10 protein-coding genes are annotated in these 12,453 nt (G+C 68.8%); 5 read left to right on the top strand and 5 right to left on the bottom strand.

The window, feature by feature from the left end:
* The 3 genes from QE388_RS16785 to tkt are packed head-to-tail and all read right to left on the bottom strand — an operon-like array spanning position 1 to position 4,862.
* Complete coding sequence (locus QE388_RS16785; RefSeq protein WP_307386603.1) at positions 1 to 1,626, bottom strand: glucose-6-phosphate isomerase; 1,626 nt, start codon at positions 1,624 to 1,626, stop codon at positions 1 to 3.
* Entirely contained in the window at positions 1,623 to 2,744 is a 1,122-nt protein-coding gene (tal, locus tag QE388_RS16780; protein WP_307386601.1) for a transaldolase, read from the bottom strand. The genes QE388_RS16785 and tal overlap by 4 nt, the downstream gene beginning before the upstream one ends.
* An 18-nt stretch (positions 2,745 to 2,762) precedes the next feature.
* Entirely contained in the window at positions 2,763 to 4,862 is a 2,100-nt protein-coding gene (gene tkt / locus QE388_RS16775) for a transketolase (protein ID WP_307386600.1), read from the bottom strand.
* Positions 4,863 to 5,090: 228 nt separating this feature from the next.
* On the opposite strand from tkt, the gene QE388_RS16770 reads away from it, so the two are divergent.
* Both QE388_RS16770 and QE388_RS16765 read left to right on the top strand, forming a co-directional pair.
* Positions 5,091 to 6,017 (top strand): heme o synthase, encoded by a 927-nt coding sequence (locus QE388_RS16770; RefSeq protein ID WP_307386598.1) that lies wholly within the window; start codon positions 5,091 to 5,093, stop codon positions 6,015 to 6,017.
* 304 nt (positions 6,018 to 6,321) lie between these two features.
* Positions 6,322 to 7,491: an IS30 family transposase gene (locus tag QE388_RS16765; RefSeq protein WP_307382296.1), complete on the top strand. Its 1,170-nt coding sequence runs from the start codon at positions 6,322 to 6,324 to the stop codon at positions 7,489 to 7,491.
* Positions 7,492 to 7,554: 63 nt separating this feature from the next.
* On the opposite strand, the gene QE388_RS16760 is transcribed toward QE388_RS16765, so the two are convergent.
* Positions 7,555 to 8,028, bottom strand: coding sequence for a hypothetical protein (locus QE388_RS16760; RefSeq protein ID WP_275799376.1), 474 nt, complete (start codon positions 8,026 to 8,028; stop codon positions 7,555 to 7,557).
* A gap of 238 nt (positions 8,029 to 8,266) precedes the next feature.
* Complete coding sequence (locus tag QE388_RS16755; protein WP_307386595.1) at positions 8,267 to 9,253, bottom strand: heme A synthase; 987 nt, start codon at positions 9,251 to 9,253, stop codon at positions 8,267 to 8,269.
* A gap of 249 nt (positions 9,254 to 9,502) precedes the next feature.
* Between QE388_RS16755 and sufB the strand changes: the two genes are divergently transcribed.
* Genes sufB through QE388_RS16740 form a run of 3 tightly spaced genes read left to right on the top strand, consistent with a single transcriptional unit; the run spans position 9,503 to position 12,438 of the window.
* Entirely contained in the window at positions 9,503 to 10,921 is a 1,419-nt protein-coding gene (gene sufB / locus QE388_RS16750; protein WP_058597729.1) for a Fe-S cluster assembly protein SufB, read from the top strand.
* Positions 10,922 to 12,112 carry a Fe-S cluster assembly protein SufD gene (sufD, locus tag QE388_RS16745; protein WP_307386592.1) on the top strand — a complete coding sequence of 397 codons (1,191 nt, stop codon included), beginning with the start codon at positions 10,922 to 10,924 and terminating at the stop codon, positions 12,110 to 12,112.
* A complete protein-coding gene (locus QE388_RS16740; protein WP_275799373.1) occupies positions 12,109 to 12,438 on the top strand; it encodes a non-heme iron oxygenase ferredoxin subunit in 330 nt (109 codons plus the stop codon). Before sufD ends, QE388_RS16740 begins: the two co-directional genes overlap by 4 nt.
* Positions 12,439 to 12,453: the final 15 nt, after the last annotated feature.

Below are 12,453 nucleotides of genomic sequence, written 5' to 3'. Positions count from 1 at the left end.
CTACTGTGCCGCCTCGAAGAGTGAAAGAACGTCGAGCTGCGGGTCGGTCAGCGTCAGCGTGACGACGGGGCGGCCGTGGCCGTCCGCCAGCACGCTCGCGTCACCCGCAGCCTGTGCCTGAATGAGCTCGCCGAACGTGAACGGGCGCCCCGGGATCTCGAGGTCGACGTCGGTGCGTTCGGTGATCTGGAGGAAGACACCGGTGGCGGGCCCTCCCTTGTGGTACTGCCCGGTCGAGTGCAGGAACCGCGGTCCCCACCCGAACGTGGTGGGGCGTCCCGCATCGGCGGCGACGAGCTCGCGCAGGCCGTGCAGCTGCGGAACATCGAGCCGGTTCACGTACGCCTGGATGCTGACGTAACCGTCGGCGGGAACCGTGGCCCACAGGGCCTCGAGGACGCCCGCGATGGTCCCGCTCGCGGCCAGCGCGGGGTCGGACACACGCACTTCGACGCCGTCGACCACGAAAGCGGGAGGAGTGGGTTCCGGTCTCGCGTCGAGCAGACCTCGCGTCGCCACCTTCGCCGACTCGACGTCGGGCTGATCGAAAGGATCGATCCCCAGCATCCGACCGGCGATCGCCGTGGCGTACTCCCAGACGACGAACTGCGCGCCGAGCGAACCGCTGACGAGGATCTCACCGTGGTGGTGCTCGAACAGGTGCAGCTTGTGGGCGTCCTCGACGAAGCGAGCGACCTGCAGGTCGTCGGGAGTCGATTCGACCTCGGGAGACACGGGGAGCAGGACGACCGGGAGGATGCCGGTACCCTGCTTGCCCGTGGACTCGGCGATGAGCTGCTCGATCCAGTCCGGAAGGCCCGGGAGGTGAGCGTCGTCCATCACGAGACCGAGCTTGTCGCGGCGGTGTTCTCCTCCGCCGGCGATGGCCGCAGCCAGCACGAGCGCCGGGTTCTCGGGGGAGTCGATCGCGACCTCGAGAAGGGTGGCATCGGCCTCGTTCAGGAGGTCATCGATGTCGACGCCCGCGAGACCCGCCGGGACCAGACCGAAAGCCGTGAGTGCCGAGTAGCGACCGCCCACGGTGGGGTCGGCCGTGAAGACGCGGTAGCCGTCGGCGCGAGCGGCCTGCTCGAGCGGGGAACCGGGGTCGGTGACGACGACGATGCGTTCGGCGGGGTCGATGCCGAGGTCGCGGTAGGCCGCCTCGAACGCCCGCTTGGCGGAGTCGGTCTCGATCGTGGAGCCCGACTTGCTGGAGACCACGAGGAGCGTCTGGGCGAGCCCGCCCGCTTCAGCGTCACCGTCGATCGCGGCGAGCACCTGTCCGGGGGCGGTGGAGTCGAGGATCACCAGCGGGACGCCCGCGGACTGCGCGATGACCTCGGGTGCGAGCGAAGAACCGCCCATGCCGGCGAGCACGACGCGGGTCACGCCCTGCGCGACGAACTCGTCGCGCAGGGCGGTGATCTCGGGCACGAGCGGGCGCGAGACGGAGACCGCCTGCACCCACCCGAGCCGACGAGTCGCCTCGTCTTCGGCGGCCGGCCCCCACAGGCTCGCGTCTCCGGCGGTGATACCGGATGCCACGAGCGAGCCGACCAAGCCGGGCAGCTCGGCGTCGACGACCGACTTGACGTGGCCGGTGACCTTGACCTCGAACGTCACTGCGCGGCCTGGGCGCTTCCGGCGTCGAGGGCGGTCTTCACGGTGTCCTGCAGCTCGTGCCAGGAGGCGATGAACTTCTCGACGCCCTCGTCCTCGAGCGTCTGCGTCGCGTCGGTGACGTCGACACCCACGGCGGCGAGACGGTCGAAGACCTCGTGCGCCTCGGCGTACGCGCCCGTGACCGTGTCGCCCGTGATGACGCCGTGGTCGAAGGTCGCCTCGAGCGTCTTCTCGGGCATCGTGTTGACGGTGCCGGGAGCGACGAGCTCGGTGACGTAGAGCGTGTCGGGCAGAGCCGGGTCCTTGACGCCGGTCGAGGCCCAGAGCGGGCGCTGGACGGTGGCACCGGCGGCCAGGAGAGCCTTCGCGCGGTCCTCCGCGAACTTCTGCTCGTAGAGCTCGTACGCGAGGCGGGCATTGGCGATGCCGGCCTTGCCCTTGAGCGCCGCGGCCTCGTCGGTGCCGATGGCGGCCAGACGCTTGTCGATCTCGGTGTCGACGCGCGAGACGAAGAACGAGGCGACCGACTGCAGGGTCGAGATGTCGTGACCGGCGGCCTGCGCCTTCTCGACACCGGCGAGGTACGCGTCGATGACCTCGGCGTACCGCTCGAGGCTGAAGATCAGCGTGACGTTGACCGAGATGCCGGCACCGATGACCTCGGTGATGGCCGGCAGTCCCGCCTTGGTCGCGGGGATCTTGATGAGGACGTTCTTGCGGTCGACCCGCGCCGAGAGGTCCTTCGCCTGGGCGATGGTGCCCTCGGTGTCGTGCGCGAGGTCGGGGGAGACCTCGATCGACACGCGGCCGTCGACGCCGTCGGTGGCGTCGAAGACCGGCAGGAAGATGTCGCACGCGTCGCGCACGTCGTCGGTGGTGATCGAGAAGATCGCCTCGTCGACGCTGGCATCCTGAGCGGCGAGCTCTTTCACCTGGCCCTCGTAGGCCTCGCCCTTCGAGAGGGCGCCGGCGAAGATCGTCGGGTTGGTCGTCACGCCGACGACGTTGCGGGACTGGATGAGCTCGGCGAGGTTGCCGGACTGGATGCGCTGACGCGAGAGGTCGTCGAGCCAGATGCTGACGCCCGCGGCGGACAGGTCTTCGGTGGGAGTGCTCATGTGTCTGTTCTCCTCGGATTACTTCTTCGCGGCAGCCAGCGACTCGCGCGCGGCCTCGACGACGGCCTCAGCCGTGATGCCGAACTTCTGGAAAAGGGTCTTGTAGTCGGCCGACGCACCGAAGTGCTCGATCGCGACCGAGCGTCCGGCGTCGCCGACGATGCCGTGCCAGCTGAGCGCGGAGCCGGCCTCGACCGACACGCGCGCCTTGACCGAGGAGGGGAGCACCGACTCGCGGTACGCCTCGTCCTGCTCGGCGAACCACTCGAGCGACGGAGCCGACACCACGCGGGCGTGGACACCCTCGGCGGCGAGGGTCTCGCGCGCCTGGACCGCCAGCTGCACCTCGGAGCCGGTGGCGATGAGGATGACGTCGGGCTCGCCGTTCGCGGCTTCGGCCAGGACGTACGCGCCCTTCACCGCACCCGCGGCCGAAGCGAACTCGTCACCGGATGCCTCGCCCTCGCCGCGCGCGAACACCGGGATGTTCTGGCGGGTCAGGGCGATACCGGCGGGGCCGGCGGTGCGGCGGAGCATCTCGAGCCACACGACGCTCGTCTCGTTGGCGTCCGCGGGACGCACGAGAGCGAAGTTGGGGATCGCGCGGAGCGTCGCGAGCTGCTCGATCGGCTGGTGCGTCGGTCCGTCCTCGCCGAGGGCGACCGAGTCGTGCGTCCAGACGAAGATCGTCGGGATGTTCATCAGCGCGGCCAGACGCACCGGCGGGCGCATGTAGTCGCTGAAGATCAGGAACGTGCCGCCGAAGGGGCGGGTGGGCCCGTGCAGGACGATGCCGTTCAGGATGGCGCCCATCGCGTGCTCGCGGATACCGAAGTGCAGCACGCGACCGTAGGGGTCGCCCGACCACTCGTGCGTCGACCACTCGGACGGGATGAAGGACTTGGCATCCTTGATCGTCGTCAGGTTCGACTCGGCGAGGTCGGCCGAGCCGCCCCAGAGCTCGGGGAGCTCGGCGGCCAGCGCGTTGATGACGGTGCCGGAGGCGGCGCGGGTCGACACGTCCTTGCCGGCCTCGAAGGCGGGAAGCGCGTCGGCGATATCGGCGGGCAGTTCGCGGGCCTGAAGGCGGTCCCAGAGCTGCTTGCGCTCGGGGTGGGCGGCGGCCCACGCGTCGAACTTCTGCTGCCAGGCGGCCTTCTCGGCCTCGCCACGCTCGACGAGCTCGCGGGTGTGGGCGATGACGTCGTCGGCGACGGCGAAGTTCTGCTCGGGGTCGAAGCCGAGCACCTCCTTGGTCGCGCGGAGCTCGTCGGCACCCAGGGCGGAGCCGTGGATCTTGCCGGAGTTCTGCTTGCCGGGGGAGGGCCAGCCGATGATCGTCTTGAGGATGATGAGCGACGGCTTGCTCGTCTCGCCCTTGGCCGCTTCGATCGCGGAGTAGAGCTCGGCGACGTCCTCGACGTACTGACCCGTCTTCTTCCAGTCGACGGTCTGGACGTGCCAGCCGTAGGCCTCGTAGCGCTTCTGCACGTCCTCGGTGAAGGCGACGTTCGTGTCGTCTTCGATCGAGATCTGGTTGGAGTCGTAGATCGCGATGAGGTTGCCGAGTTCCTGGTGGCCGGCCAGCGAGGACGCCTCGCTGGTCACGCCCTCCTGGAGGTCGCCGTCACCGGCGATGACGTAGACGTAGTGGTCGAAGGGGCTCTCGCCGGCGGGGCTCTCGGGGTCGAAGAGGCCGCGCTCGTAGCGCGCCGCATAGGCGAAGCCGACCGAGGAGGCGAGGCCCTGGCCGAGCGGGCCGGTGGTGATCTCGACGCCGTCGGTGTGGCCGTACTCGGGGTGACCGGGGGTGAGCGAACCCCAGGTGCGCAGCGCCTCGAGGTCCTTCAGCTCGAGGCCGAAACCGCCGAGGTAGAGCTGCACGTACTGCGTGAGCGAGGAGTGACCGGCCGAGAGGATGAAACGGTCGCGGCCCGGCCAGTGCGTGTCGGCCGGGTCATGCCGCATCACGCGCTGGTACAGCAGGTACGCGGCGGGAGCGAGCGACATCGCCGTTCCCGGGTGGCCGTTGCCCACCTTCTCAACGGCATCCGCCGCGAGGATGCGAGCGGTGTCCACCGCGCGCCGATCGATCTCGTCCCATTCGAAGTCCGACAACAGGGTCGCCTTTCTCGATACTTTGCGCCCGGATCACTTCCGACGCCGCACTCACCACCGTAGGAGTGGGAGAGGGGTGGGGTGTCGGCGCGGGGCGCGCGTTCACGGCCAGCATAGCGAGATCGACCGCGACCGTTGCGGTCCGTGACGGGGGTCGACAGGCGGCCGGTCGTGTGGTGGGCATGGCGTAGAATCGTGGAGGTTTCATACGCGCTACCCCGGGGGACGATGGACATCTCGACGACGTCGCACGTCATTGCGACGACCGATCGCCGCTCCGTCGGACGAACCATTCGCGCTTACGTCGCTCTGACGAAGCCGCGTGTGCTCGAGCTCCTGCTCGTCACGACGGTGCCGGTCATGATCCTCGCGCAGGGCGGCCTGCCGAACCTGTGGCTGATCTTCGCCACGGTGATCGGCGGTTCGCTGAGCGCCGGATCCGCCGCGGCGTTCAACATGTACCTCGACCGCGACATCGACGCGCACATGCAGCGCACCGAGAACCGGCCGCTGGTCACCGGCGAGGTGTCGCCGCGGGGAGCGCTCGCCTTCGCGTGGACTCTCGCGGTCTTCTCGACCGTGTGGCTGTGGGCGTTCACGAACACCCTCGCCGCTGGTCTGTCAGCCGCGGCCATCTTCTTCTACGTCGTGATCTACACGATGATCCTCAAGCGCCGCACCGAGCAGAACATCGTGTGGGGCGGCATCGCCGGATGCTTCCCCGTGCTCATCGGCTGGTCGGCCGTGACCGGATCCCTTTCCTGGGCGCCGTTCATCCTCTTCGCGCTCGTGTTCCTGTGGACGCCTCCGCACTACTGGCCGCTGTCGATGAAGTACGCCGACCAGTACGACGAGGTCGATGTGCCGATGCTCGGCGCGACCCGTAGTGGATCGCAGGTGGGCCTCCAGGTCATCCTGTACGCGTGGGCCACCGTGGCGTGCTCGCTGCTGCTCATCCCCGTGGCATCCATGGGTCTCGTCTACACGGTCTCGGCGGTCGTCTTCGGCGGGTGGTTCATCTACGAGTCGCACCGCCTGTACTCGCGCGCCGTGCGCGGTGGAGAGCCGCGGCCGATGCGCGTGTTCCACGCTTCGATCACGTATCTCACGCTCCTGTTCGTCGCGATCGCCGTGGATCCGCTGCTGCCGTTCTGACGGTCTGCGTCCACGAGAAAGCGCCCGCCCCGATATCCGCGGGTTCTAACGGTGGTCGCAACACCCCAGATTTTGGGAGGTTGCGACCACCGTGTCGTTTTCGGAGGAGAAGGATCGTCGTCGGGATGAGTTCCTGACGCTGTTGAAGGAACTCGGCAGTGTGACGTTGGCTGCGCGAGAGCTCGGGATAAATCGGAATACGGGTTTCACCTGGGCCAGGAAGGCGGGGTTCCGTTCCGAGGGGAAGTTCCCGGCGCGGCCGCATCCGCGTCGGGGCGAGTATGCCCGGCTGCGCGGGGAAGGTGTGTCGCGGCGGGACGCCGCAGCGCAGGTCGGCATCCACGAGCGCACCGCACGGGATTGGGATCACGGGGTCCGGCATTCGCGGAACTCGCGGTTCTACCCGGACGGGCGACGCGTTGACTACTCGACTGGGCGCACCACGATGGAGTCCATGACGACCCCACCGCCCCGGGTTCCGGCGCAGATCGGTTCTCGGCTGCTGTCTCTGCAGGAGCGGGAGAAGATCGCCGATTTACGGCGGCTCGGGTGGACGTTGCGGTCGATTGGCCGGGAGTTGGACCGGGCAGCGTCGACGATCAAGCGCGAACTCGACGCGCGCAGGGATGCGAACGGGCGTTACCTGCCGCACGCCGCTCACCGCGATGCCGCGGCGAAGAGGGTCCGGCCGAAGCCCGCGAAGCTGGCCCAGCCCGGACGGTTGCGGGAGTACGTCTCGGACCGGCTGAAGGAACAATGGTCTCCGGGACAGATCAGCGGCGTCCTGTCGCGAGATCACGCGGGCGACGAGAGTATGCAGGTGAGCGCGGAGACGATTTACCAGGCGATTTACGTCCAGGCTCGCGGCGGTTTGAAACGCGAGGTCGCCGATGCGCTGCGCACCGGGCGCGCCCGCCGCAAACCGCACCGCACGCCCGAGCACCGCACGAGCCGTTTCGTTGATCCGATGGTGATGATCAGTGAGCGACCGCCGGAGGTCGCAGATCGCGCCGTCCCCGGGCATTGGGAGGGGGATCTGATCATGGGAGCTGGTAATCAGTCCGCGATCGTCACCCTCGTCGAACGCGCCACCCGCTACGTCATGCTCGGGCATCTGCCCGCCCGTGATCACACCGCCGAAACCGTCCGCGACGTCCTGGTGGGCCTGATCGGCAGCCTCCCGGCGCACCTGCGGGGGTCGCTCACCTGGGACCAAGGGACGGAGATGGCCGCGCACAAGGCGTTCACGGTCGCCACCGACGTCCCCGTCTACTTCTGCGACCCCGCCAGCCCCTGGCAGCGCGGATCGAACGAGAACACCAACGGCCTGCTCCGGCAGTACTTCCCGAAAGGCACCGACCTGTCCGTCTACGGTCCGGAAGACCTCGAGCACGTCGCCCAGAAGCTCAACGGCCGCCCACGCAAAACGCTGGGCTGGGACACCCCAGCCCAGCGTCTGCTAGAACTCGTTTAGTTCAGTTGGTGTTGCGACGACCCCTAGAAACCGCCATCGGGGCGGGCGCTTTCTCGTTGTGACTCAGCGCGCGGCGGAGTCGGTGTCGTCCTTCTGAGCTGCCGCCTGCGGCGGGGCGGGAGCGGTCGAGGGCGTCTCGATGTCGGCGTCCTCGACGGCGATCGGGGCCGCGGTGGTCGGGGCCGCGGAGGGAGGGGTCGCGAAGTCCGGGGCCTGCTCGGGCGCCGTTTCTTCGTCGCTGGTCCAGTCGATGGTCTCGATGGCGACCTCGGGGTTCGTGCGCGTCGAGACGACGGTGGCGACGGCGAGGGCCGAGGCGAGGCCGATCGCGCCAGCGGCGAGCACGGCGGCACCCACCGACACCCAGGACTGGGCGACGTAGACGGTGACGACCGTGGCGTTCGGGTCGTTGACCAGGGCCTGGATCGCGTTGACCTGAGCCAGGACGAGGACGAGTCCGCCGATCACTGCGGCGAGCGACGCGATCACGAGAACCCAGAACGGGACGTTGGTGACCAGACGGGGACGGGTCTGCATGAGATGTACTCCTTGTCGTTCCGCGCCCGGGGGAGGCGCGGATGCGGTTTCCGGTGGCAAGGCACCGGGGATCCGGGCGCAGGGGTGCACCGGACAGTCCACGGTGTCGCACGCGTCATGGCGGTGGCTAGGGGTCGCCGATGAATCCCCTATGAGCGTATAAGGGGCACTCCTCGCCAAACGCGAAGGCCGCCCCTGCGCACGGCATCCGGGGCGACCTTCGCGATCTCGACGTTCGTCAGCCGCGAGCGGACGCCGTCTCGCGTCGGTCGGCGGCGGCGACCGCGGCCGCGGGCTCCTTGAGGCGCAGCACGACCACGGTCATCGCGGAAGCGGCGAGGGCCGCGAGCACCATGTGGGTGCCGACGGCGATCTCGGGCAGGCCGTTGCGCGCCTGGTACAGGCCGACGGCGATCTGCACGACCTCGACCGCAAGGAGGGCGGTCGCCCACCGGCGCACGGGCAGTCGCAGACGCCACGCCGCGACGACGACGACCAGCGTCAGGATGAAGAGGGCGTACCCCGGCCAGGAGTGCACGTGCTCGAGGATCTCGGCGTCGAACCCGTTGCGACCGGCCGCGGCGTCGCCCGAGTGGGGGCCGGCCCCGGTGGTGAGGACACCGAACACGATGGTGAGGGCGAGGACGCCCGTGGTCGCGTGGACGAGGCCGGCGAACCAGCGCGGCACGGCGAGGACGCGGCTCCCGGCCGGACCCGACATCAGCACCAGGAAGGCGGCGCACACGGCGACCAGCGACACCGAGGCGATGTAGTGGAAGCCGACGATGAAGGGATTGAGGCCCGTGAGGACGGTGACCCCGCCCACGAGCGCCTGCGCGACGACGCCGCCGAGCACGATCAGCGCGAGCACGAACAGCGCGCGGCGCTCGCGTCGCATTCGCCAGACGAGGACGACCACGACGAGGGCCAGGATGCCGACGAGCCCCGTCAGCGTCCGGTTTCCGAATTCGATGACCCCGTGGATTCCCATTTCGGGGGTGTTGACGATCGAGTCGGCGGTGCAACGCGGCCAGGTGGGGCAGCCGAGCCCCGAACCGGTCAGACGGACGGCGCCGCCGGTGCCGATGATCAGGACCTCCGCGACGAACGAGAGCCACGCGAAGACCCGCACGCGGCGGTCGACGTCGGCCGGTAGCCATTCGACGAAGCGGCGGAGCCCTCCGGCGAGGCGAGAGCGGGCGGGGGAGGTCGAGGCGGAGGACATGCGTCGGGCTTCCTGGCAGCGGGCCGCTCGGGGCCGTCGGGGCAGCGGTGCTGCCGTGCCAGGAGCGGGTCTTGCCTGTAGAATCAAAGGGTCCGGGTGCAGCGCTCACGCGTTCGGCACCAGAGACAGTCTAGGCGCGCAGCCAGCGCCTTCGAGCGGGCTCACCAGCGACCTTCCTGAGACTTCGACCGGAGTCCGGAATGTCGGGGCGGATGACACCGTTGCAGCCCGAGAAGGAGAGTGATCACCATGTCCGATGTCCTCATCGACCGACCAGAGCTCGAGAGCCTGGGGCAATACGAGTTCGGCTGGCACGACACCGACGCCGCCGGCGCGGTGGCCCAGCGCGGGATCAACGAGGACGTGGTGCGCGGCATCTCCGCACTCAAGTCCGAGCCCGAGTGGATGCTGAAGACCCGTCTGAAGGGGTACCAGCTCTTCGGTCGCAAGCCGATGCCGACGTGGGGCGCCGACCTCTCCGACATCGACTTCGACAACATCAAGTACTTCGTGCGCTCGACCGAGAAGCAGGCGCAGTCGTGGGAGGACCTCCCCGAGGAGATCCGCAACACGTACGAGAAGCTCGGTATCCCCGAGGCCGAGCGCCAGCGTCTCGTCGCCGGTGTCGCCGCCCAGTACGAGTCCGAGGTCGTCTACCACCAGATCCGCGAGGACCTGGAGCAGCAGGGCGTCATCTTCATGGACACCGACACGGCCCTGCGCGAGCACCCCGAGTTCTTCGAGGAGTACTTCGGCACCGTCATCCCCGCGGGCGACAACAAGTTCGCGGCGCTGAACACGGCGGTGTGGTCGGGCGGATCGTTCGTCTACGTCCCGAAGGGCGTGCACGTCGAGATCCCGCTGCAGGCGTACTTCCGCATCAACACCGAGAACATGGGCCAGTTCGAGCGGACGCTGATCATCGCCGACGAAGACAGCTACGTCCACTACATCGAGGGCTGCACCGCTCCGATCTACAAGTCGGACTCCCTCCACTCGGCCGTGGTCGAGATCATCGTGAAGAAGAACGCCCGCGTGCGCTACACGACGATCCAGAACTGGTCGAACAACGTCTACAACCTCGTCACCAAGCGCGCCGTCGCCCACGAGGGCGCGACCATGGAGTGGGTAGACGGCAACATCGGCTCCAAGGTGACGATGAAGTACCCCTCCATCTACCTCATGGGCGAGCACGCCAAGGGCGAGACCCTCTCGGTCGCCTTCGCCGGTCCCGGTCAGCACCAGGACGCCGGCGCCAAGATGATCCACATGGCGCCGTACACCCAGTCGTCGATCGTCTCGAAGTCGATCGCCCGCGGCGGCGGTCGCGCCGGTTACCGCGGTGAAGTGCGGGTGGATGCCAATGCGCACCACTCCGCGAACACCGTGCGCTGCGACGCGCTCCTGGTCGACACGATCTCACGTTCCGACACGTACCCGGCGATCGACATCCGCGTCGACGACGTGCAGCTCGGCCACGAGGCGACCGTCTCGAAGGTCAGCGAGGAGCAGCTCTTCTACCTGCAGTCCCGCGGCCTTCCCGAAGACGAGGCCATGGCCATGATCGTGCGCGGGTTCATCGAGCCGATCGCCCGCGAGCTCCCCATGGAGTACGCGCTCGAACTCAACAAGCTCATCGAAATGGGCATGGAAGGCAGTGTTGGTTAAGTGACGACTGCGACTGAAACTCCCGCAGCCGCCAGCGGTCATGTCGACCCGGCAGCCCTCGTGGCATCCGTCGTCCCGGTGCAGACGCGCTCGGAGCGACCCACGTCGTTCGACCCCGCCGACTTCGGCGTTCCCACCGGCCGCGAGGTCAACTGGAAGCTGAGCCCGGTCGATCGGCTCGCGCCGCTCTTCGTCGACGAGGCCGGCCCCACCGGCGTCATCGAGGTCGACCTCCAGGCGCCCGCGGCGGTCGAGCAGCTGCGTCTCGCGGCGGGCGATGCCCCGCGCGGCGAGCACTTCCGTCCCGAGGATCGGCTCGCCGCCCTCGCCTGGACCCACGAAGCCGAGGCTCCTCTTCTCCGCATCCCCGCCGAGGTCGAGCTCGACGAGCCGATCGTCGTCCACCTCAACGGCACGGGCGGCCTCGCGCACGCTCACGTCGTGATCGAGGCCCAGCCGCACTCGCGCGGCACCGTCGTGCTGCGGCACGAGGGCAGCGCGCAGCACGCTCAGAACGTCGAGATCCTCGTCCGCGACGGCGCAGAGCTCACGGTCGTGTCGGTGCAGAACTGGAACGACGACGCGATTCACGCCGCCTCGCATCAGGCTCGCGTCGACCGCGACGCGAAGCTCACCCACGTCGTGGTGAGCTTCGGTGGCGGCGTCGTCCGCGTCAACCCGTCGGTCGAGCTCGCCGGCGCTGGCAGCGAGGGACGCCTGTACGGCCTGTCGTTCTCGGACGCCGGCCAGCACCTCGAGTCGCAGGTCTACCTGCACCACAAGGGCCCGCACACCGTCGGCGACGTGCTCTACAAGGGTGCGCTCCAGGGCGAGAGCGCCCGGAGCGTGTGGATCGGCGACGTCCTCATCGGATCGGATGCCACGGGCACCGACTCGTACGAGGCCAACCGCAACCTCGTGCTCACCGATGGTGCGCGCGCCGACTCGATCCCCAACCTCGAGATCGAGACGGGCGACATCCAGGGCGCCGGCCACGCCAGCGCCACGGGTCGCTTCGACGACGAGCAGCTGTTCTACCTCCAGGCCCGCGGCATCGCAGAGGAAGAGGCGCGGCGTCTCGTCGTGCTCGGCTTCCTCAGCGAGATCGTCCAGCGCATCGGCATCCCGGAACTCGAGAGCGAGCTCATCGCCGCGATCGAGCGCGAGCTGGCCGAGGGGGCTGCCGCGTGAGCGCGACGCGTGCCTGCGCGCTGAGCGACCTCGTCCAGGACGAGGCGCGGCGTGTCGAGATCGACGGCGTCGCGATCGCCGTCGTGCTCGACGGTAACGGCGATGTCCACGCGATCGGCGACGTCTGCACGCACGGCGACATCTCGCTGTCCGACGGCTTCGTCGAGGGAGAGACGCTGGAGTGCTGGGCACACGGCTCCGCCTTCTCGTTGAAGACCGGCCGCCCGCTGAACCTCCCGGCCTACGAGCCGGTCCCCGTGTACGAGGTCGTGATCGACGGAGACGACGTGCTCATCGATCCGTCCGTCACCAAGGCGACGGCCTGAGCGCCGCCCACGACG

The organism is Microbacterium sp. SORGH_AS_0969 (genome assembly GCF_030818255.1).
Lineage (GTDB): Bacteria > Actinomycetota > Actinomycetes > Actinomycetales > Microbacteriaceae > Microbacterium.
Note: the sequence above shows the minus strand (reverse complement) of the source record. Positions and strands in the feature narration are given on the sequence as shown.

What these genes read in the sequence shown, in the direction of transcription:
- QE388_RS16770 (WP_307386598.1), top strand. Translation starts at nt 5,091, where the DNA reads ATGGACATCTCGACGACGTCGCACGTCATTGCGACGACCGATCGCCGC.
- tal (WP_307386601.1), bottom strand. Translation starts at nt 2,744, where the DNA reads ATGAGCACTCCCACCGAAGACCTGTCCGCCGCGGGCGTCAGCATCTGG.
- QE388_RS16755 (WP_307386595.1), bottom strand. Translation starts at nt 9,253, where the DNA reads ATGTCCTCCGCCTCGACCTCCCCCGCCCGCTCTCGCCTCGCCGGAGGG.
- QE388_RS16760 (WP_275799376.1), bottom strand. Translation starts at nt 8,028, where the DNA reads ATGCAGACCCGTCCCCGTCTGGTCACCAACGTCCCGTTCTGGGTTCTC.
- sufB (WP_058597729.1), top strand. Translation starts at nt 9,503, where the DNA reads ATGTCCGATGTCCTCATCGACCGACCAGAGCTCGAGAGCCTGGGGCAA.